Source organism: Mycobacteriales bacterium, assembly GCA_035533475.1.
Taxonomy (GTDB): domain Bacteria; phylum Actinomycetota; class Actinomycetes; order DATLTS01; family DATLTS01; genus DATLTS01.
In genome coordinates this window covers 297215-317312 of the sequence record DATLTS010000041.1, presented here as the reverse complement: position 1 = coordinate 317312, position 20098 = coordinate 297215, and the positions used below count along the sequence as shown (strand labels likewise).

At 67.4% G+C, this 20098-nt stretch carries 18 protein-coding genes and 2 riboswitches; of the genes, 8 read left to right on the top strand and 10 right to left on the bottom strand.

Features of this window, described 5'->3' with window-relative positions:
- Position 1 precedes the first annotated feature (1 nt).
- The 6 genes from VNG13_10215 to VNG13_10190 all read right to left on the bottom strand — a co-directional run bounded on the left by VNG13_10215 (position 2) and on the right by VNG13_10190 (position 7209).
- Positions 2 to 1558 (bottom strand): ABC transporter substrate-binding protein, encoded by a 1557-nt coding sequence (locus VNG13_10215; GenBank protein HVA60890.1) that lies wholly within the window; start codon positions 1556 to 1558, stop codon positions 2 to 4.
- A 29-nt stretch (positions 1559 to 1587) separates the two neighbouring features.
- Positions 1588 to 2094, bottom strand: coding sequence for a hypothetical protein (locus VNG13_10210; protein ID HVA60889.1), 507 nt, complete (start codon positions 2092 to 2094; stop codon positions 1588 to 1590).
- Entirely contained in the window at positions 2087 to 3463 is a 1377-nt protein-coding gene (locus VNG13_10205; GenBank protein HVA60888.1) for a cytosine permease, read from the bottom strand. Before VNG13_10205 ends, VNG13_10210 begins: the two co-directional genes overlap by 8 nt.
- Positions 3454 to 3565, bottom strand: a riboswitch (TPP riboswitch). (Overlaps the previous gene by 10 nt.)
- Before the next feature lie 19 nt (positions 3566 to 3584).
- Positions 3585 to 4445, bottom strand: coding sequence for a DNA-formamidopyrimidine glycosylase family protein (locus VNG13_10200; protein HVA60887.1), 861 nt, complete (start codon positions 4443 to 4445; stop codon positions 3585 to 3587).
- 51 nt (positions 4446 to 4496) lie between these two features.
- A complete protein-coding gene (locus VNG13_10195) occupies positions 4497 to 5723 on the bottom strand; it encodes an FAD-dependent oxidoreductase (protein ID HVA60886.1) in 1227 nt (408 codons plus the stop codon).
- Positions 5724 to 5739: 16 nt separating this feature from the next.
- Complete coding sequence (locus VNG13_10190; GenBank protein HVA60885.1) at positions 5740 to 7209, bottom strand: hypothetical protein; 1470 nt, start codon at positions 7207 to 7209, stop codon at positions 5740 to 5742.
- Positions 7210 to 7329: 120 nt separating this feature from the next.
- Here VNG13_10190 and mptB point away from each other — a divergent pair, with 120 nt between their 5' ends.
- From mptB to VNG13_10165, 5 genes are all read left to right on the top strand, one after another.
- Positions 7330 to 8721: a polyprenol phosphomannose-dependent alpha 1,6 mannosyltransferase MptB gene (gene mptB / locus VNG13_10185; protein HVA60884.1), complete on the top strand. Its 1392-nt coding sequence runs from the start codon at positions 7330 to 7332 to the stop codon at positions 8719 to 8721.
- A 544-nt stretch (positions 8722 to 9265) separates the two neighbouring features.
- A complete protein-coding gene (locus VNG13_10180; protein ID HVA60883.1) occupies positions 9266 to 9553 on the top strand; it encodes a metal-sensitive transcriptional regulator in 288 nt (95 codons plus the stop codon).
- 121 nt (positions 9554 to 9674) lie between these two features.
- Positions 9675 to 11126 carry a permease gene (locus tag VNG13_10175; protein ID HVA60882.1) on the top strand — a complete coding sequence of 484 codons (1452 nt, stop codon included), beginning with the start codon at positions 9675 to 9677 and terminating at the stop codon, positions 11124 to 11126.
- 146 nt (positions 11127 to 11272) lie between these two features.
- Positions 11273 to 11410: riboswitch (cyclic di-AMP (ydaO/yuaA leader) on the top strand.
- A 12-nt stretch (positions 11411 to 11422) separates the two neighbouring features.
- Positions 11423 to 12529, top strand: coding sequence for an NlpC/P60 family protein (locus VNG13_10170; GenBank protein HVA60881.1), 1107 nt, complete (start codon positions 11423 to 11425; stop codon positions 12527 to 12529).
- Between the two features lie 706 nt (positions 12530 to 13235).
- Positions 13236 to 13385: a hypothetical protein gene (locus VNG13_10165; protein HVA60880.1), complete on the top strand. Its 150-nt coding sequence runs from the start codon at positions 13236 to 13238 to the stop codon at positions 13383 to 13385.
- A gap of 122 nt (positions 13386 to 13507) precedes the next feature.
- On the opposite strand, the gene VNG13_10160 is transcribed toward VNG13_10165, so the two are convergent.
- Entirely contained in the window at positions 13508 to 13900 is a 393-nt protein-coding gene (locus VNG13_10160) for a type II toxin-antitoxin system VapC family toxin (GenBank protein HVA60879.1), read from the bottom strand.
- Positions 13901 to 14579: 679 nt separating this feature from the next.
- Here VNG13_10160 and VNG13_10155 point away from each other — a divergent pair.
- A complete protein-coding gene (locus VNG13_10155; protein HVA60878.1) occupies positions 14580 to 15764 on the top strand; it encodes an ATP-binding protein in 1185 nt (394 codons plus the stop codon).
- Between the two features lie 352 nt (positions 15765 to 16116).
- Here VNG13_10155 and VNG13_10150 read toward each other — a convergent pair whose 3' ends face one another.
- On the bottom strand, positions 16117 to 16668 hold the full coding sequence (locus tag VNG13_10150) for a PIN domain-containing protein (protein HVA60877.1): 552 nt from the start codon (positions 16666 to 16668) through the stop codon (positions 16117 to 16119).
- Position 16669: 1 nt separating this feature from the next.
- Positions 16670 to 17146, bottom strand: a complete 477-nt coding sequence (locus tag VNG13_10145; protein HVA60876.1) for a helix-turn-helix domain-containing protein — start codon at positions 17144 to 17146, stop codon at positions 16670 to 16672.
- 241 nt (positions 17147 to 17387) lie between these two features.
- On the opposite strand from VNG13_10145, the gene VNG13_10140 reads away from it, so the two are divergent.
- Positions 17388 to 18050 (top strand): hypothetical protein, encoded by a 663-nt coding sequence (locus tag VNG13_10140; protein ID HVA60875.1) that lies wholly within the window; start codon positions 17388 to 17390, stop codon positions 18048 to 18050.
- A gap of 117 nt (positions 18051 to 18167) precedes the next feature.
- Positions 18168 to 18776, top strand: coding sequence for a hypothetical protein (locus VNG13_10135; protein HVA60874.1), 609 nt, complete (start codon positions 18168 to 18170; stop codon positions 18774 to 18776).
- A gap of 203 nt (positions 18777 to 18979) precedes the next feature.
- Here the strand turns inward: VNG13_10135 and VNG13_10130 are convergent, their stop codons facing one another.
- Positions 18980 to 20071 carry a plasmid pRiA4b ORF-3 family protein gene (locus VNG13_10130; GenBank protein HVA60873.1) on the bottom strand — a complete coding sequence of 364 codons (1092 nt, stop codon included), beginning with the start codon at positions 20069 to 20071 and terminating at the stop codon, positions 18980 to 18982.
- Between the last annotated feature and the right edge of the window lie 27 nt (positions 20072 to 20098).

Genomic DNA, 20098 nt, shown 5'->3' with positions numbered 1-20098 from the left:
GTCAGGTCGCCGGGTACGGGATGTTGTGCACCTGGAAGCAGCTGTAGCCGTTCTCGTGGTCGCTGCCGACGAGTGGCTGGGTTAGCCAGCCGCCGGACCCCCCGTTGGCACCGTCCTGCCAACGGGCGATGCCGATGCAGTTGTGCACCGTACTGGGCGGGGCAGATCGCCAGGGGATGAAATCCCGGTCGCCTGGGTCCAGGAGGCCGCGGCCCGAGTACCCGGATGACGGGATGGAACGCATGTAGTGCAGGAGGCAGGTCCGGGTCAGGTCAGCGCCGCAGGTAGCGGCCCCGTCCGTGAACCACTGGGCGGCGGCCCATCCCTCGAGCTCCCATTCGGAGAGCTGGCTCGGGCCGTCGAAATGGTAGCGGTGCACAGCGGTCCGGAAGGCGGCTACCGCGGGATTCGCCACGTCGTCGTAGTTGACCGTGTCGCTGTATGCGTACAGGGAGTTTCTGCAGTGCGGCGCGTCACTGTAGTCGCTCGCCACCGAAGCGACCCAGTTCTGGTCGGTGGTGACCTTGGCCTGCACATAGAGCTGGTTCTGGTCCATCGCCCGGCACATACTCTCGTTGCCCCCGCGGTCGAGGGTGTCGTACACGTACTGGACGCCGTTGTTCTTCATGTCAAGAGCAGCCGAGTTGTAGTCCGGGAGGGCGAAATTGATCTCCTCGGCGTACACCTTGTAACCCTCGGCCTTGAGCCCGCTCTCGATGCTGCCGCCGAAGCGCTGAGAGTCGGACTGGTTGTAGAAGACCACAGCCGCGACTTTGGGCGTGCTCGGAAAACGCTCCTCGAAGTAGCGGTAGACCTCCGTCCCGCCATAGTCGTATCCGTTCACACCCGGCTTGGTGTTGTTGCGCGGATACTGGCTGCCGTAGAAGGAGAAAAGGTCGCTGTAGGTGTCGTAGGCGACGTCGATCGGCTGCCCGGCGATGTCCGGGACCCCCGCGGACTGGACGTCGGGCGCACCGTTGTAGGACAGCACCGCGCTGGCGTCTAGCGCGAACACGTGGTCTGTCTTGATCAGCCGGTCGACGCAGGTGACGTTGTCCGGGCCCTGGCCCTGGTCGTCGCAGTAGTCGACGTGCACCAGCCGGCCGTGGACGCCTCCGTGCTGGTCGAGGTTGTCGAAGAACGCCTCCGCCCCGTAGGCCATGGGCACGAACGCCCGTGGGTCGAAGGCGTTGGTCTGGCTGTCGATGATGCCGACCTGGATCGAATTCGCAGTGACCCCGGTGTCCGAGGCAAAGTTGCCCTGGCCGCCCGCCAGCGGCTTGCTGCCCGACGGCAGCGATCCGGTAGCCGGCCCCTGCCCGGAGGAGTTGCTCGCAACACCGGATCCACCACCGGCCGCCCCGCTCGGCACGGTGCCCGAGCTGCCGACGTTGGGGTTCGCCGTCGAACCGGCGCCCGGAACCGCACCGTTCGGTCCAGTGCCCGCTCCGCGCAGTTCCGGGAAGGCATTGTCCGAGAGCCTGGTACCGCAGCCGGCGACGAACAGGGCCGCAGCCGTGGCGAGGACCAGGCCGGCCTGGCGCCCCCGGGGGTTCATCGTGGCCTCCTCGGTCGCCGAACTCTCGGCTACGCCGAGTCTCGCATCTTCGGCGCCGGCGCCGCGGGGGAGTCGAGGTGGATCCGGTCCAGGACGTCGTGCAACCGCTCCATGCCCAGCCCGACCGCGAACCAGACCGGTGCGTACGCCGGGCGGACCAGTCCTCGCCAGGTACGCGGCTCGGGTTTCCGCCCACGTGGGCGGCGGTAGTCCCATGGGATCTCCCCGGTCAAGGCACGGAGAGCTTCACCGGACCCGGCCTCGACCGCGTAGATCGCCGCGGTCCAAACCACCCCCCGGGCCCACCACGGCCAGCCGGCGCGGCGGGCGGCCGCATGGGCGGGTTCGAACAGCGACGCAGCCGAGCCGTAGACCGGGAGCATCCACAGGTACGTCGTTCCGGTCAGGCGCCAGTCGGAGTCTCGGCCGTGGCTGCGCAGCCCAGTCGTGAGGATCTCGCTGCACCAGCCGGCCAGGCCGTAAACGAGGGCTCGGGCAGGCCGGCTGAGCCCGTTGGGGCCGCTCGGGTCAGCCACTGGCAACCCGGCGCCGACCGGTCAGCGCCCCGATGACCAAAGTCAACGCGCCGGCAACGAAGAAGGAGCACAGGGAGGCGCTCATCCAGGACGCCGGCGTGAAATGAAGCCAGCCGGCGATCCGCGTCCAGCCGCTCACCCACCAGCTCACGGCGCCCGGGTTGATCAGCTGGTAGACCGCGAAGCCCCCCAGCCAGGGAGCAAGCCGCGACCAGCGGGCCGGGGCGCTCGTCGACGTATCCCAGGGGCGGCCACGGGCAAAGACGAAGTAATCCACGACGAAGACCGCGAACATCGGGACGAATACTGAGCCGATGAGCAGCAGGAAGTCCTGGTACGCGGCGATGTGCAGCGCCAGTGCGAGACCGGTGGCGACCGCCCCGACTGCGACGGCGAGGACCCTCCGGTCCGCCAGGGGTCGCACGTTCTGCACGGACACGACCGTGGAGTACGTGTCGGCGAACGACTGGTCGAGTTCGCGCAGGATGAGGACGCCGAACGCAAGCCACCCGAGCGGCACCGCGAGGAAGGCCCCGAACATGTCGTGGAACAGCCGCGCCTGATCACTGGAGACGTGCACCACCGTGGCGAGCGCAACGAGGCCGAGCGCGTAGAAGACGATCTGCGTGGTCGTGTAACCGAGGACGGCCCCGCCGAACGCCTTGCGTGGGCTCCGTGAGTGCCGGGAGTAGTCGCTCGACAGGGGCACCCAGGAGACCGACACCGCGATGACCGTGTCAACGGAGATCCAGAACCCCGACCAGGATCCCCGGGACAGCGGCGGCAGGGGGTGGCGCAGCAGTTGGACGAACAGGTAGGTGGTCGAGATCGCGACGCCGGCGATCGCGTACCGGCGAAGAACCCGAACCGAGCCGAGCGGACGCAGCGTCATCATGGTCGTGAGCACACCGGCTGCCACGACGTAGGTCACCCGCGCGTGGTGCCATGGCAGCAGTTGCTCCGCGGCCTGGGCGATGACCACGATCTCGAACACCCCCCAGCCGATGCACTGGAGGACGTTGAGGGTCGTCGGTAGGTAGGAGAGCCGGGCGCCGAACAGCCCGCGCAGCAAAACCATGGCCGGGGCCCCGGTCTGCGCCCCCGGCACCGTCGACAATCCGAGCGCCAGGCTGCCGATCAGGGTGCCCACGACCACGGCGACGAGCGCGGCCAGCAGGCTCAAGGGCCGGAAGCCGCCCGGCTGCAGGACGAAAACCGCCGTGGCAGTCCCCAGCAGGCTGACCCCGAGGTTCGCCCACAACCCCACTTGGTCGAGCAGGCCAAGTGCTCTCGGGGCGGGCTCGGCCAGCGTGAGCGCCGCCTCGAGACGCCGCTCGGGCCTGGTCGCTGGTGCATCGACAACCGTCATCATCCGCTCCCTACGCCGGCATTACCCGGACAGGTTCAGGCGGTCAGCGGCGCCATCTGCCGCCCTCTCAGCCCGGTAGCCCGAGCTCCCGCAATGGGACTTGCCGGGCCAGGATATGCCGCTACTTGAGCAGCCGCGACAACCGGCGGTCGGCGAGGACGGCGCCGCCCGTCTGGCAGGCCGGGCAGTACTGGAGGCTCGAATCGGCGAATGAGACCTCGCGGATCGTGTCTCCACACTCCGGGCAGGCCTCGCCGGTCCGCCCGTGAACCCGCATGCCACTGCGCTTCTCGGCCTTCAGCCCAGCCGCCGCCACCCCCCTGGCCCGGCCGATCGCCTCGCCCAGCAGGGTTCGGATCGATGCATGCAGATCGACGACCTCTTCGGGACGGAGGTTGCGGGCAGGTCTGAACGGCGACAGGCGCGCGGCGTGCAGAACCTCGTCGGAGTAGGCGTTGCCGATCCCGGCTATCTTGGACTGATCCTTCAGAACACCTTTGAGCTGCCCTCGGTCCCCGACCAGCAGCCCGGCCAGCGCCTCGACGGTGAACGCTGGACCAAGCGGATCGACGCCCAGGCGGGCCACGCCCGGAACCTGGTCGGGTGCGCCGACAACGTACGCGGCCAGCCGCTTCTGGGTCCCCGCTTCCGTGAGATCGAACCCAGCCCCCGTTTCCAGGTGCAGACGTAGCGCGATCGGACCCCTACCGGGCTTCGGGGGAATCGGGCTCAGCGCTTCGGACCAGCGCAGCCAACCGGCTCTGCCGAGGTGAAACACCAGGTGCAGGCCCTCCGCGTCGAGGTCGAGGAACTTGCCGTGCCGGTCGGCCGCCGTCACTGACCTCCCGTGCAACGTGGAGACCGGCGGATCGTAGGTCTTCAGCACGCTGACCGCCGCGACATCGATCCGCTGGATGCGCCGGCCGACCGTTCGCTCGCGCAGGAAATCAACGAGTGCCTCGACCTCGGGGAGTTCCGGCATCCGCCCAGTGTCCAAGATGCCAAGCCCGGAGACGACCACCGGTCCGCGACGTCAGCCGGCGAGACCGTCCAATGGCACCGAAGGGTCGGCCAGCCGGGTTGTCTCCGTGACCCTCCCCAAGCGAATCAGCCCCTGAATGGCTGGCGTGACGTCCCAGACGTTCACGTTCATCCCGGCTTGCACCCGGCCAGATTGGAGCCAGAATGCGATGAACTCGCGAGCCTTCCGGTCCCCGCGGTAGACGACCTCGTCGTAGCCGCCCGGGTCGAGCCAGCCGGAGAATTCCATACCCAGGTCGTATTGATCACTGAAGAAGTACGGCACCCGGTCGTAGACGACGTCGTGACCGAGCATCGAGCGGGCCGCGGCCGGCCCACCGTGCAGCGCGTTCGCCCAATGCTCGACCCTGAGCCGCCGGCCGATCGTGGGGTGGGCGGCGTTGGCGACATCGCCCGCCGCGAAAATGTCAGGATCGCTCGTCCGCAGGGCGGCGTCCACGAGAATGCCATTGTCGACCGCGAGTCCGGCGGCTTCGGCGAGTTCGGTCCGGGGCCGAATGCCGATCCCGACTACCACGAGGTCAGCCGGGATCCGCTCTCCGGTCGATGTCACGACAGCGCTGACGGCGCCGTCGGAGCCGACGATCTCTGCCAGCCCGGTACCGACGCGCAGGTCGACGCCATGCTCGGCGTGCAACTCCCCGAACATCGTGCCCAGCTCGGCCCCCAACACGGCGTGCAACGGTGTGGGCTGGGGCTCGATCATCGTTACCAGGCAGCCGTGATGGCGGGCCGCGGCAGCGCTTTCGAGGCCGATCCAGCCGGCTCCGACCACAACGCAGCGACCGCCCCCGTGCATCGCGGCACGCAGCGCCTCGGAATCCTCGACTCGGCGCAGGTAATGAACCCCGGCTATTTGCGGCCCCGGCAGCCGACGAGGCTCGGAGCCGGTCGCGAGCAGAAGCCGGTCGTAGTGCACGCGATCCCCGTCGACCAGGACCACTTCCTTGCGGGCCCGGTCGATCTCGGCAACCCCGCTACCGGTCCGCAGCTCCACCTCGTGCTCGGCGTACCAGCCGGCATCGTGCACGTAGATCTTGGACTTGTCCTCGGTGCCGAGCAGGTATCCCTTGGACAGGGGCGGCCGCTCGTAGGGCCGCTCGGTCTCCTCGCCGAGGAGGACGATCGTGCCCTCGAAGCCCTCCCCGCGCAGGGTTTCCGCTGCCTTGGCACCAGCCAGACCGGCGCCGACAATGACGAAGGTCGGTCCCGGATTCATCGATTCTCCCCCACGCTCAGGACAAGGTGCAGGTCGGAGGGATCAGGTCAAGGCGGGCTGTGACCGTGACCGGGCCGGGCAGTGCCGAGCGGACGATCGTCCACCCCGATGGGTCCGGAGCCACGCAACCGTACCCGTCGGTGACACGCCAGAAGCGGGTGTAGTGCAACCGAACAACTGCCGCGCCGGGATGGGCGAAGTAGAGCCCGAAAGATGTGACGCCGACGTCTACCAGGGTGGCGTCGCCGGTGATCATCGGCGACGTATCCCGGACCGCCCAGACCTGCCAGTGCGCGTCGTGCCATACCGGCCGGAGCCACGGCTCGGGGGTGATGACGATCCGCCATTCCTGCGCGGAGGACGCGTCCAAAGCCACATCGGGAAGCGCCACATAGCTGACCCCGTTGGCCTGCAACCAGCGGTGATAGGCGTCCGAGGTAAGCCCGGGCTGGTAGAGAACCGCGTTGTAGCCGGTGTCGAGTTGGCGTTCCCAGCCACGAGCCAGCGGCCACGCGGTGGCCACGTAGGAGGTCTCCCAGTGATTGCGGGTCAGCGGGATCTCGATCCGACCCAACGAGGTGTCATGCGTCCGGAGGAAGCCGAACAGCCCGGCGTAGTAAGCCGGCTCGGCCGACGGGTCGCCGACGCTGCTGGCCAGCGCCCCGTACACCGGCTGAAGCTGCCAGAACAGAAGTGGTGCGGTGAGAACCACCAGGGCGCGACGCCGACCGATGTGTAGCAGAACCAGCGCCGCTACCGGTCCCGCGAGCAGGGTGCCGAGTCGCGTCAGGTTCCCGCCGATCGGGTTGGGGAAAACGAACAGCAGAAGCGCCGCGCCTCCGTAGAGGGCGAGCCCCCGGCGCAGCGTGGGGTAACGCGACGGACAGATCGCCAGACCGACCGCGACAAAGAGCAGGATCGCGAGCAGGCTGCTCCACGGGAACGGGAAGCGGCCCCCACCCCCGAACATCTGGGCCACCGCCAGGCCGACGCCGGCACCCCCCAACGGCGCGGCCCGGCGCAGCCCGATACTCGGGACCCAGGCCACGGCGGCGAGCAGCAGGAACCCCGCCGCGAGTGGACTGGCCAGCGAGCAGGCCGCGGCGGCGAGCAGGACGAGGCCCGGTCGACGCCGTTGCACGGCGAGGAGGGCCGCCAAGCCGAAGGTCAGTCCCAGCGCGAACGGCAATCGTCCGATCACGAGATCCGCGACGATGATGACGGAGAACCAGAGCAGACCCACGGTGTGGCTCTGCTGCCGGTCCACCCGAACGATCCGGGTGGCCAACCAACTGGACCCTACGCAGGATGCGATGCCAACCACGGCGGAGCCCACCGTGGCGGCCAGCGGCGGGAATAGCATGCTGTAACCGGGGAGCAGATGACCGGAGAACCACTGGTTGTCGAAGAGCAGCGCACGGTGCTGGCTGAACAGCCAGACTCGGAACTGCTGGGCCGGGAAGTCGGGTCCGTGAACGCCGCTCACCGCGACCATCGTGCAAAGGACAGCCGTAAGGAGCCAGGGTCGAAGCGCCACGGCTTGCACCGTGCGGCGCACGGGCACGCTCACAGACGGACATTCTCGCACGGATCGGAGGCGGGGCCGGTGCGACCCCTGCGCCGCGCGCCCCTGCTGGTCCTCGCCTTGTCCGGCGCCTTGGCGGCCTTTGCCGTCGTCGTGGGCGGCCAACCGCCGACGTTGCGCAAGCAACCTGGGACGGCTCGATGGCCGTTCCTCGATTCGCACACCCAGCCAGGGTGGATCCGCAACGCCGGCCCGGTACTGGCCCTGCTCGGGGCCGGTGTCCTCTGCCTTGCCTGGCTCTGGCTGCTCCACGCGGCGCATCGCGGGGCGCTTTCGCTGCGCACGGCGTCGGGCCTGTCCATCACCTGGGCGCTCCCGCTGCTGGTGGGTCCACCGGTGCTTTCGGGTGACGCCTACACCTACCTTGCCATCGGCCAGCTTGTTCGGCGCGGACTCGATCCGTACCGGGTGGGCGTGCGGGCACTCGGCGCCAGCCCCTTGCTCCAAAGCGTGGACCCCCGGTGGCGGGGGGTCCGCACTCCGTACGGGCCCCTGGATCTCGGGGTCGACCGGCTGGCCGCTCACTTCAGCGCAGGCTCGGTTGTCTGGGGGGTCGTGCTTCTGCGGGCGCTCGCCGTCCTCGGCGTCGTGCTTCTCGTGGCAGCCAGCCTGCTTCGATCCCGGGCCGACCGGGTAGTCCTGGTCGTTCTGCTCGGGGCCAACCCGCTGGTCCTGCTCCACCTGATCGGTGGCGCACATGTCGACGCGATGGTGGCCGGCCTGCTGGCCCTCGCGCTCCTCGCCGACCGCGCGGGCCGGCCGGCGCTGGCCGTCGCGGTGGCCGTGGCAGCAGGCATGTTCAAGGCGCCGGCCTTCCTCGCCGTCGCCGTGCTGATTGCCCACCATGTCGTTCAGCCTGCCCCGAATCGACGATGGTTGACCCTCCTGCGAGACATGGCCGCCGCTGCGCTGGCGACCGCGGTCTACTCGCTCACCGTCCCGGACGGATTCGGCTGGCTGCACGCGCTGGCCACGCCCGGCCGCGCACATACCCTTGATGCCCCCACTAACGCTGCGGCCAGCCTGCTGTCCAAGCTGACCGGGTTGGCGGGGCCGACCGCCCTTTCCGCCGGCCGAATCGCGGGAGCCCTCTGCGCCATCGCGGTGATCGCCTTCCTCCTGGTCACCGTTCGCCGACGCGGTGCCGCTCGAACGACCGGATATGCGCTGCTCGCCGAGACGGCAGGTGCCCCGGTCTTCTACGTCTGGTATCTGGGCCTACCGCTCGCCTGCCTGGCCCCAAGCGCCGGTCGTCGGACTGTCGCGGGACTGGCCTTCCTCAGCGTCGCGGGGTCGCTCACTTCGCTCCCGAGTCTTGGCAACTCACCGGTTCGCTTTCTGGTACTCGCCCTGCTGGCCGTGCTCACGCTCGCGGCCACCCTGCTCACCCGTCTCGGGTCCCGGGCGCCTTGATCCGGCGGTCTGCCGCGCCGGCGAGTTCTCAACGCGTAGACCGACCCGGTGCAGCGCGGGGCAGCCGCTGCGATGGCCGCCCAGGACACGCGCACCGATGGCGTCCCCCGGGCGCCAAAGGACCGGCAGCCCGCTGGCTCGGCAGATAATCTCCGGCACCCAATGGCCGCCGTTGAACGGCGGCTCCCCCCACTCGAGCGCGAAGGTTCGAGGTCGTGGCAGGGGCAACGGATAGAACCCGCCGGACGGTCGCACCCGACGGGATCATCGATCACAAGACCCTCGGCTTCCGCCGCGCTGGCGGGGGCCAGCCGCACTCGTGGGTCACGCCGACCAGGCAGTCCTCCAGACGACCTCCGTCGCGGACGGCAGCAACGACAGGATGCGCACCGGCCCATGATGTCGCGCCATACAGCACACCGAACGGCGTCCAGGGGATCGCTGAGATCGGTCCGGTCGGGCGAACCCCTCGGCTCGTGCCGGACGCCGTCCTGACACTTACCCCCTGGGGGTATAGTGGTCGTCGCGCTGTAGAGGAGCACCGATGACGGACCGTGGCTACAGCAAGGACCGGGACGCGGTCGTGAAACGGTTGCGCCGAATCGAGGGCCAGGTTCGCGGGCTTCAACGGATGGTCGAAGAGGATGCGTACTGCATCGACGTGCTGACCCAGGTCTCCGCCGCTACGAAGGCGCTTCAGGCGGTGGCCCTGGGCCTGCTCGACGAACACCTGGAGCACTGTGTCGCCCGCGCGGTAGCGGCGGGGGGTCCCGGCGCGACGGAGAAGATCCGAGAGGCATCCGCCGCGATCGAGCGGCTGGTCAGGTCATGAGAAGCCTCGATCACCGGACGGTCACGGACGCCAGCCAGCGGTGCGACGTCGGGCGGAGCCCGTCTCGCAGTTCGGCGGCGGTGACGGTGGCGCGTACCAGCCCCACACCACGGGGCTACCGATGAGCGTCCTCGATACGATCGGGCGGGGACTCGACGAGGCCTTCTTCATGGTCTGGGCGACCCTGTGGGCCCTGGTGCTGGGTTTCGGTCTTTCGGGTGCGGTGCAGGCGTTCGTCTCCCGGGCTGAGATGCAGCGGGCATTGGGAAATCACCGGCCGCTCACGGTGGTGAAGGCCGGACTGTTCGGCGCGATCAGCTCGTCCTGCTCGTATGCCGCGAGCGCGCTGGCGAAGACCCTTTTCGCCCGGGGAGCCGATTTCACCAGCGCGATGGTCTTCATGGTCGCCTCGACGAATCTCGTCGTCGAACTCGGAATCGTGCTCTGGCTGTTGATCGGGTGGAAGTTCGCGGTTGCCGAGTTCGTTGGCGGCACCATCATGATCGTCCTGCTGGCGATCCTGCTGCCGCGCGTAGTTCCCCCGGCATGGCTGGAACAGGCCCGCGCCCGGCTAAACGAAGCCGGCGCCGGCGGCCACGAACATCACGGCGAACCAGAGACGGCGACCGTCGTCCAACCCTGGCGGGCAAGGATCCGCAGCCGGGCGGGCTGGTCGGATGCCGCCGGCTACACGATCAGCGACCTAACCATGCTCCGCAGGGAACTCTTCGTGGGGTTCCTGGTGGCCGGGTTCCTCGCCACACTGGTACCCAACCACGTCTGGCAGTCCCTGTTCCTCACCGGGCATGGCATCGGCTCGAGCGCCGAAAACGTCGTCCTCGGACCGTTCCTGGCGATCATCAGCTTCGTCTGCTCGATCGGGAACGTCCCGTTGGCGGCGGCACTGTGGAAGGGCGGGATCAGTTTCGGTGGCGTGGTGAGCTTCGTGTTCGCCGATCTGATCAGCCTGCCGCTGCTCCTCATCTACCGCAGGTACTACGGCAGCCGACTCACCCTGCGCGTGCTCGCCGCCTTCTGGCTGGTGATGAGCGTCGCCGGGCTGGCCACGGAATACCTGTTCAAGGCGATCCGGATCGCGCCGAGCGTGCACCCGAAAGCGATCGTCGACACCGCCTTCCACTGGGATTACACGACGATCCTGGACATCATCGCGCTGGCCGCCTTCGCCGGGATCTACTGGTTGTACCGGCATCGGGACAGCGCCGGGGGGAGCTACGCCAAAGATGTCGTCTGTGGCATGCAGGTAGAGACCGTGCATGCCCCCGCGCGGACCAGCCACTCCGGCAAGCTGTTTCTGTTCTGCTCCGATCGCTGCCGCGACCGATTCACCGCCAACCCGGACCGCTATGCGGCTGGCACCGCGGCCGGGCCGATGACTGATCCGGGGACCACCATCGACCCGGTGTGCGGCATGCACCTTGATCCCAAGCAAGCGCACTGGCAGCTCACCTACGGCGGCGGCTGCTACCCGTTCTGCTCGGCCGGCTGTCGCGACGCCTTCACCGCCGACCCGAGCCGCTTCGTCCTGCCGAAGGGCCCGCAGCGGCACTGATCCAGGCCGCCGACCGACCCCGATATGGCATTCCCCGGTGCCTGCAGGGACCTCTTGCGGCGTCCGGCAGGTTACCGCCCCCCCAGGCCCAACGTGGGCTAGGGTTCCCCCAGCCGTCTCGGGACTTCCGGCCAGCGGGGCCGGGCGGGACGGCACCGCCGAATCCCGGGCGACCGGGAACCGGGGACCCAGGTCCCTTGGGGTGAATCGGGGTTCCATCCCCGTAGGGCGACTTCCGCGCCCGAACCCGACAGCTAACTCGGTAGGCGGTGGCGGAAGAAGGGATCCACCGGCCCATGGCCCGCAGCACCAAATCAAGCATCCGTTTTGTCCGCTCAATCGCTGGTGCGCTGACCGCGGTCGCTCTTGCCGCCGGCCTCGTCGCGCTTCCGCTGACGCCTGCTGTCGCCGACATCCCGCATCAGATCGCCGCCGCCGAGCAGCAGCTTGCCGGGCTCCAGGCTCAGGCTGAGCGGGTCGCCGAACGCTACAACGCCGCCCGGATCCGGCTTACCGACGACCAGCAGACAGCGGCCACCGCCGAAGCGAGCCTGGCCCAGGCGAACGCCCGAATCGCACAGTTGCGGGCCAAGGTCGCCTCCTTCGCTGCCTCCGCCTACGAGGGTCACACCACCTCGGAGCTCTCTGCGCTGCTCGACGCGACCCCGCAGCAGTTCGTGATCGCGACCGACACGCTCGACGCGATCTCCCATAGCCAGCAAGTCACGTTCGAATTGCTGGCGGCGGCCCGCCACGACCAGCAGCAGGCGCTGATCGGCGCGACTTCGGCGCTAGCCGCACAGACCCAGGTGACGCAGAGCATCGCCGCCGACAAGGCCAGCCTGGAAGCCTCCGCCGCCCGCCAGGAGCAACTGCTGACCCAGTTGCAGGCGGAGCAGGCTCGGCTGATCCGTGAAGCGCAGACCCGGGCAGCGGCCGCCCGGGCGGCCGCGCAGGCCGCCGCCTTGGCCCAACAGGCTGCCGCCACCCGCGCGGCAGCGTTCGCGTTCGAGAGTCAGAGCTTCAGCCCCCCGCCGCCACAGACCGGGGGGTCCGGCGGTGCTCCGGTCGCCGTGCAATGGGCCTATCGGGAGATCGGCAAGCCTTACGTGTGGGGGGCAGCCGGCCCGGATTCATTCGACTGCTCGGGGCTCACCCAATACGTCTGGGGAAAGGCCGGGGTCTATCTGGCGCACTACACCGGTGACCAGTGGAATGAAGGCACCCATGTCAGCCAGACCGATCTCCAGCCTGGGGATTTGGTCTTCTTCGGCAGCAACCTCGGACACGTCGGTCTCTACGTCGGTAGCGGCATGATGATCGACGCCCCGCACAGCGGAGCGGATGTCCGCGAGGAAGCGGTATGGTGGAACCAATACGCCGGAGCGGTCCGGCCGGGCTAGCTAGTTGGTGGCAGCCGAGTAGGGGCGCCGTGAGGGTCGCCGAACCGCGTAACAGGCTGGATCGCGGTCTCGCTGGGTGAGCCCCTGCCCGTTGACGCAGCGCCGGGGGCCCAGCACACCTGAACCAGCCTCTGGGCACAAAGTGGGCGAGCGGGAGTTGAACCTCGAGCCACAACCTCCTGACCAGGCACTGGACCGGCTCGCCGGAGGTCGACGCGCTGTACGACGCCGTTGAGGTGCGGTCGGTTATGCCCCCTGGCATCACTGATGATCTTCGTAGAGTGTTGCGATCCTTTCCATTTCCCGTCCTGTTGGAATCGGGGTCGGAGGTGAACGTGTCTGGAGATCGAGATCTGACGGTGCTACCAGCGAGGGACGCGCAAGCACTCAACAAGGCGCAAACGGTGCTTGCGGGCGACACTCCAGTCGCGCTCTGCGGAGCCGCCGGCATGTCGGTGAGGCTGCCCGATGAACTTCGCGGCCTGCTGGCCGCAGTGGTCACCGCGATGCGCCGTGGGCAGGCGGTAACTCTTGCCCCGCTCGGCCAGCAGTTGACTACCCAGCAGGCAGCAGACCTGCTCGGGATTAGCCGGCCGACGTTGATCAAACTGTTGGAGGCCGGCGCTGCGAGTTCTGGCCGACCAAGCACGCGACCTCTCCAACCCGCCGATGGATCTGGCCTCGTTGCTCAACAACCTCGAGCGTTGTGGCGGTGCCGGACTTCGGCGATGCCGTTGAGTTGCTGTCGATCTGCGGGTTGCTGTCAGGCCTGGGTGCTGGCGATTCGCGACCGCCCGGTGGAGAATGGGCGGCCCTGGAGGAACTCGAGGAGATCGACTTCCTCCTGCGCAACTGAGGCATGCCCGAGGCTGATCTTCAGCAGAGAGCCGTCGACTTCGCCACGGAAGTCCCGGAACGGTATCGGCACGTATTCTTCGCACGGGTGGCGAGCTTGAACCCCAGACCTGGGCGCTACCCCTAGCCGCGAACCAACTCTACCTGGACCCCGACAGAGTCGGCTATGTCTTTCCAGACACGATCAGCCGTCGCCACTGGCGTTTGCAGGGCACGCGCGAGCGTAAGACACGCCCGGTCACCCACACCCAAGCCATATTCAGCTGTGATCGGCGCGATGAACGCTGCCTGAAGCGCCTGTGCGCTGTCGAACGGAACGACCTCGACCTGCTGCTCGAGGTCGCCCATGATGTCGACCAAATCGGGCACCTGCCGCCGCATCAAGAGTGCCGCCACCTCGGAGAAGTTGACGGCGGAGATCGCGGCGTCACCGGCCGCGATCATGTCTGCCACCCGCCCGCCGCCGGGCTCCTCAAACAACAGCGCGGCGACTGCGGATGCATCCAGCACTGTCATCCACTCGAGGGCGTGTGGCCGAGCGTCGACGCAGTATCGGCGTTCTCTCCCGCCGCTTCCCGCCGCCTTTCGGAAACAAGGTCGTCTACGGCGGACCCGCGCCCACTACCGGCAGCCGCGCCGAGTAATGCCCTGGCCGCCTCTGGCCGGGGGACGAGACGTACGCCTCCGCGCGAGTCGGAAAGGACTAGCAGTTCGGTTCCCGGATCCAAGCCAAGGCGACGACGTGCAGACGCGGGAAGCACTAAGCGCCCACGACCATCAAGGTGCGCCGTCTCTACCATGGCCCACACTGTAGCAAGTTGGCCCATAGTTTGCAACGAGTGCCCACGAGCGACAGCCGCCCTGGGCTGGCCGCCTTCGGTACCGGTACTTCTCGGTAGACGGCCAAGACATCAAATGCAAGCGGGTCAAGGTAGATGAGCGATCTTGTGAAGTTGACGACCCGCCCACAAGCCCCCCGTCACCCCCGCGCGTCAGGCGGACCTTTCCGGATGACGCAACGACCCGAGCTTGCCGGACCTATTGACGTGAGGCAACGGGACGACGACGCCGTTGCGCGCTCCTCGACGCCGCCCCGTTGCGGTCGGTGATGCCCCACGGCATCACTGATGATCTTGGGGTGGCTGACTTCATATGGTTCACTAAAGGAATCCCTTAGTCAGCCTTATGAGGTCTTATGGATCCGCTTCGGAATCCCTACCAGCCAGGTGCCGGCGTTCGGCCGCCGGAGCTTGCGGGCCGGGACGACGACCTGTCTATTGTCGACGTAACGCTTCAGCGCACTGAGCTGGGTTATGCCGAACGTGGCGTGGTGTGGCACGGCTTACGCGGCGTCGGCAAGACGGTTCTGCTGAACGAAGTCGCGTCCCGCGCTCGTGACCGACGCTGGCTGGTGAGCAAGGCCGAGGCGGTGGGCGACCGTTCGACTCTCCTGCCAGGTCTGACGCGAAGCCTGTACCAGGGTCTGCGCGCAGCGATGGGCACTCATGATGTCGGTCGTCTTCGCCGACTGCTGGGGGTGTTCAAGTCCTTCTCCGTCACGGTTGACCCAACCGGCACCTACACCTTCGGCGTGGAAGTGGATGCAACCCGCGGGCACGCCGACAGCGGCGATGCGGCCACCGACTTGACCGACCTGCTGCGGGAACTCGGAAGTACCGCGCGGGAACTCGGGGTGGGCGCCCTGCTGGTGGTCGACGAATTACAGGACGCACCTGCTCGCGAATTAGCGGCCATCAACCGAGCAATTCACGATTCCGGGCAAGGAGACAATCCTCTCCCGACCTTGCTGATGGGCGCCGGTCTTCCTTCGCTGCCGGGCATTCTCGCCGAAGCCACGAGCTATGCCGAGCGGTTGTACAACTACCGAGCTGTCGGACCGCTCGACGACCAGGCTGCCGAGCAAGCCCTGAACCGACCGGCGGAATCGCTCGGGGTCACCTGGAGCGCGGAGGCTCTGGATATAACCCGGGCGGCCACGAGTGGTTATCCGTACTTCCTTCAGACAGCCGGCCGCAGCATCTGGAACTTGGCCAAGGGCAGCCCGATCGATGCCGAAGACGCCGCCGCTGGCCTCGTCGCGGCTCGCGAGGAGATCGACGTCGGGCTCTACCTGTCGCGGTGGAGTCGCGCCACAGCGGCACAGCGGCGGATGATGCGGGCGATGGCCGGACATGGTGACGGTGTCCAGATCGCCATAGCTGAACTCGCCCGCGAAATGGGGATGAGGCGCAGCACAGACCTGTCTGTCTCGCGAGATCAACTCATCAAGAAGGGCCTTGTCTACGCACCGGACCGAGGCCTGCTTGCATTCACAGTCCCTGGTATCGCGAACTACATCCAACGACAGCCCGACGACTGAGGTGATCGCTGACGAACCGCTGCACCGCAGGCCGCCTGCCCGGAGGACGCCCGATCCACCGGATTTCGCAGGCCACGTCTGCCTTGAGCACCTGGAACTCATCGGTTGAGTTCTCCGCGGCTATGGCCTCGGTCATCGGGATCGTGCACCGTCGGCGAGAAAGGCCAGGTCAACGGCTATCTGTGGATAGTGGGCGGGGGGGGAGTTGAACCCCCTACCGCGACTCCCGCGAACACGTGGGCCGACGAGGCAGTACGACGCCGTTGCGAGCCGTTCGGCGCCCTTGACTCGCGGTCGGTGATGCCCCCTGGCATCACCGATGATCTTGCCGGATGGCAGTCGACGTCGGGAACTACCCACGCAACATGGCGACGCCTTGCTGGATACCGCTGTTCTCCAGTTGCTGAAGCACGTCGGCGACGGTCACCGGCGGGTTCTTCCGACTATCGGCGATCCGCTGGACGGCCCCGTAGACCAGCTGGCGGTTCAGGTGCACTTGATCAACAACGAAATCGTCGGCGGTCTTCGGGTCGATATCCCACTCGGCGAGGTAATCGGCGGGAAAGTGCTGGATATTGTCCGTGACCAGGACTTGAGCCTTCGCGCGGATAGCAGCGGCGAGCACATGTCGGTCCTTCTCGTCAGGAAGGCTGAGTACCGGTATCAGCCGCTCGTAGCCCGTAACGAGGCGATCCGGCACAGCGTCATTCATCAGCGCCCGTCGGCGCGCAAGCTTGTCCTCGGCGATGTCCGGTCGTTTTCGGCGAAGCGCACCGTCTACCTCATCGAGGATCTGATCGGTCCACTTTGCTTGTACCAAGCCCGCCTGGGCAATCCGGATCAGAAGGTCGCGCAGCGTGTTGGGGTACAGCACGTTGGCGTCGTATACCACGACGAACGACACGTCAGGACAGACCCAATTCTTGCTCAAGGGCCGCGAGCTCGTCGGCCGCCGACCGCCGGCGCGCATCATCCGCTCGCTTGTACTCGACCAGACTCTGCATCAAGACGCGCCTGTGTGTCCCTACCTTGCGAAAGTCGATCTGCCCCTCTTCAAGGAGGCGGATCAAGTACGGCCGGGACACGTTGAGCAGGTCGGCGGCTTGCTGAGTCGTCAGTTCAGCCGTTGACGGCACGATCGCGACGCCTTGGCCGGCCGCCATGTGCGCCAGAACGCGCGCCAATAACCTGAGAGCGGCGCCCGGAACGACAATCTCCTGCCGACCCTCGTGATCTGGCTGATCGTCGTCCTCCACGATCAGGTGGACGATCTCAGAGGTCTGGGGATGGCGAGCCAGATATGACTGCAGCGGCTGCAGGGCGCCCGCCGCCTGAGCGGCGTCGTCGTCGGACGGCAAGATCGTTTCTAGTGCGACCGTCACTTTGTGCTCCTTCCCTCCATCTGCATTATTCGCAACAAACGAAGCAGACGCAATAGTCCGATCGGGTTCACCTGGCCCGACGGGGTGTTCCAGCGGGCGCAAGTACAAGGACTGCCACCAGATCCGGGGCCTAAGTGCACCCGGAGCCACGACGCCGGACGACACCGAAGATTCGATCTTCATCTCACCAAATACAGCAGTTAGCCGAGGCGCATTCACCCCGCCCTCGGGTCCGGTCCCAATGACCGTGCAACATCCGACGCCGCAGGCCGTTCCGGTCGTGGTAGACGAGGCGACTCGGCTAATAGCTGCCGCGCCATCCCTCGAGCCAACCTTGTCGCACGCCGAAATCGGTCAACTGCGATACTCGCTGCTCGACACACGAGGACTCGCGGACAGCGCGGCCGTTCGCAGCGGCGCACACGATAGGGAACTGCAAGACGTCATCCCCGAACTCGCCGAGGGCGCCCTGCAACTCGCTCGCGCGACGCTCGACCGCTTGGCCATGGACGCATCCACTACCGAACCGCCGGTGGTGCTGCACACGGACATCAGCGACGTACCCCGGTTAGTAGGACAGACGATGTTCTGGGCTGATCATTACGTCGCCCACGATGGGCTCGCTGCTACTTCGGCTGCCCGTCGCGATGACCCGGTCTCTTGGCGTGGCGCAGTTGCAGACTTGCTCGAAGCCCGCCCACTAGTCGAGGCCGGCATCTTCGTGCCGGTGTTCACCGATCTTGCCATTGCGCTCGTCGACGAAGCCGTCGATGCAATGGTCGCTGTCGACCTAGCCGACCCCAGCTATGTTGCTTGGGCGGAGCAGCAGATCGTGATCGAGGGGCCTACCGCCCGCGAAGCGGCCTTCGTGCACGTGGTCGACGACTATCCACACGACGGATAGTTCTATCTTCTGAACCGACTCGACCCATCGAGCGTCGAGCAGCCGGACCCTGGCGGGGTCCTCGTCCGCGGTCGACTGCTCAACCGCCACGACCCTGCTCACGACTACGCGCCATGGTTGTACACGGTCCGGCGCCAAGCAGTCGCGCAGCTGACCAAGCAACTCGACAGCGAGCTTGCCGCGGCGGCGGTGATCGGAGCCGACCTCGTCACCGGCAGCCCGTTCAGGGCTCGCGCGCTCCGGCGGCGACGTGCCCCTCTTCCTCGCGCGGGCGACTTCGACATCAGCGGTGCGGTTTGGGCAGAGGTTCCGTGGCTTCCCGACGCCAGCCCTGACCTTCTTGTCAAGATCGCCAACGGCGAGCCCCGTGTCGAAGCGCTTCGCCGCGCCACAGCCGCCGCTCTGCGTACGGTCGAGGCTGGCGACTTGGCCGCTGGTGCCAGCGAAATCGCCGACGTCGCCGCCGACCTCTCGGCCGCGGGTGACAAGCTCGGGCGCGAATTGCGCCGCCGCAGCGTGGTTGACCTGGCTGCGCCCACGGGTTTGGCGACGGGCAGCGTGCTGATCGCTGGAACTTTCGCGCCGCCACTGGCAATAGCAGGTCTGCTCGCCGGGGCTGGTGCCGCCTTGCCGGCGATACGGGCCCGGGTCGCTCAGCGAGAGACCGCGGCCTACGCGTTCTGGATGGCGCGGCCTCGACGCCGCGACGCCCGGGGGCGAAGGTAGCCCAGGTCAATCGGGATCTGTGGATGGTGGGCGACGGGGGAGTTGAACCCCTTGCCGCGACTCCCTGACCAGGCACTTTACCGCGAACGCGCGGGCCGACGCGGCTATACGACGCCGTTGCGAGCCCCTCGGCGCTGTTGCCTTGCGGTCGCTGATGCCTCCTGGCATCACCGATGATCTTGAGTCTCGTGAGACGGACCCCGTCACGACCAGCAGGCGGTGATGATCGTGGTACCCGACAGCAATGACCGAGCAGATGGGCCAGCTCGCCAATCCCTCAGATCGGTCTCGACCAGGTCCAGGCCACGGAGCAGTGGCGACAGGCTGTAGATCATGTGCCGGACGTCTGCTTCCGTCAGCGGCTGTGCTTCCGACTCCCAGCCGCGCCCGAGCTGGGGGAATACTGCGGCCGCGAGGGCCTCTGGCGACTGGAGCCCGGCGGCCGTCAAGGTCGCAACCGTCCACTCGGCCACGATCGTCGTGAACTTCCCCGAAGGAAACCAGGAACGCAATCGGCCGACGATGTCGAGGTTCTCGGCCGCGGCCTTGGTCGGTGCCAGGACACCGCGGTGGAGACGCAGCAGACCCACGTCCCGCAGCTGATCGTGAAGCGCCGACAGTGGGGGCAGGTCGTCCTCGATCGATGCAGGACGCTCGGACCATGCCCAGCCAGGGCGCTGCTCTTGCACTACGCGAACGAAGCTCCTCGGTAAGCGCCCTCCTGGTGTCAGCTTGACGCCCTCCTTCGCGAGGTCGAGCACCAGGCGGACGCTCGCTGGCACCTCACCGACCATGCGCCGCACCTGCCGATCGGCTTCGGCCTGGTCGAACGCCGCGAGTCTGTTTCCGACCCAGTCCCGCATCTGCTCGTGCTCCTCGTGCGACGGGTCAGCGAGGGCTTCCAGCAGGTCTGCATAGCCGCCAGGGCCACCGCAGTCCTCCGGTGGACACGTGCCCTCGCCGTACCTGCAGCCAGGCTCATCCTCGCCCGGCCCGAGCACCTCGACGTCGTGCTCCCACCCGTCCCCGAAGTCGTAGAGGTAGGTGAATAGCGCGGGCATATCTCGCAGGCGCACACCAGCCTCGTCTTGTTGGTCATCCCAGTCGTCGTCGTCTGGCACGCCGTACCGGAGATCTCGGGCGACGAACTGGTGCAGGTGACTCTCCGTCCAACCCAGGGCCACCTGCAAGACCAGATGCAACTCCGGCAAGCTGTAGGCAGCTGGAACGTCGATCACCCGCACCACCGGCGGGGCCACCTCGCGAAGGGTCACCCGCAGCCGAGTCGTCCGCACCGGACGACAGTAGTTGATGATCTTTCC

Bases quoted from the DNA above. Each gene is read 5' to 3' on its own strand.
- VNG13_10170 (HVA60881.1), top strand. From the start codon at position 11,423: ATGGCCCGCAGCACCAAATCAAGCATCCGTTTTGTCCGCTCAATCGCT.
- VNG13_10155 (HVA60878.1), top strand. From the start codon at position 14,580: ATGGATCCGCTTCGGAATCCCTACCAGCCAGGTGCCGGCGTTCGGCCG.
- VNG13_10215 (HVA60890.1), bottom strand. From the start codon at position 1,558: ATGAACCCCCGGGGGCGCCAGGCCGGCCTGGTCCTCGCCACGGCTGCG.
- VNG13_10205 (HVA60888.1), bottom strand. From the start codon at position 3,463: ATGACGGTTGTCGATGCACCAGCGACCAGGCCCGAGCGGCGTCTCGAG.
- VNG13_10140 (HVA60875.1), top strand. From the start codon at position 17,388: ATGACCGTGCAACATCCGACGCCGCAGGCCGTTCCGGTCGTGGTAGAC.
- VNG13_10180 (HVA60883.1), top strand. From the start codon at position 9,266: ATGACGGACCGTGGCTACAGCAAGGACCGGGACGCGGTCGTGAAACGG.
- VNG13_10195 (HVA60886.1), bottom strand. From the start codon at position 5,723: ATGAATCCGGGACCGACCTTCGTCATTGTCGGCGCCGGTCTGGCTGGT.
- VNG13_10200 (HVA60887.1), bottom strand. From the start codon at position 4,445: ATGCCGGAACTCCCCGAGGTCGAGGCACTCGTTGATTTCCTGCGCGAG.
- VNG13_10175 (HVA60882.1), top strand. From the start codon at position 9,675: ATGAGCGTCCTCGATACGATCGGGCGGGGACTCGACGAGGCCTTCTTC.
- VNG13_10160 (HVA60879.1), bottom strand. From the start codon at position 13,900: ATGACAGTGCTGGATGCATCCGCAGTCGCCGCGCTGTTGTTTGAGGAG.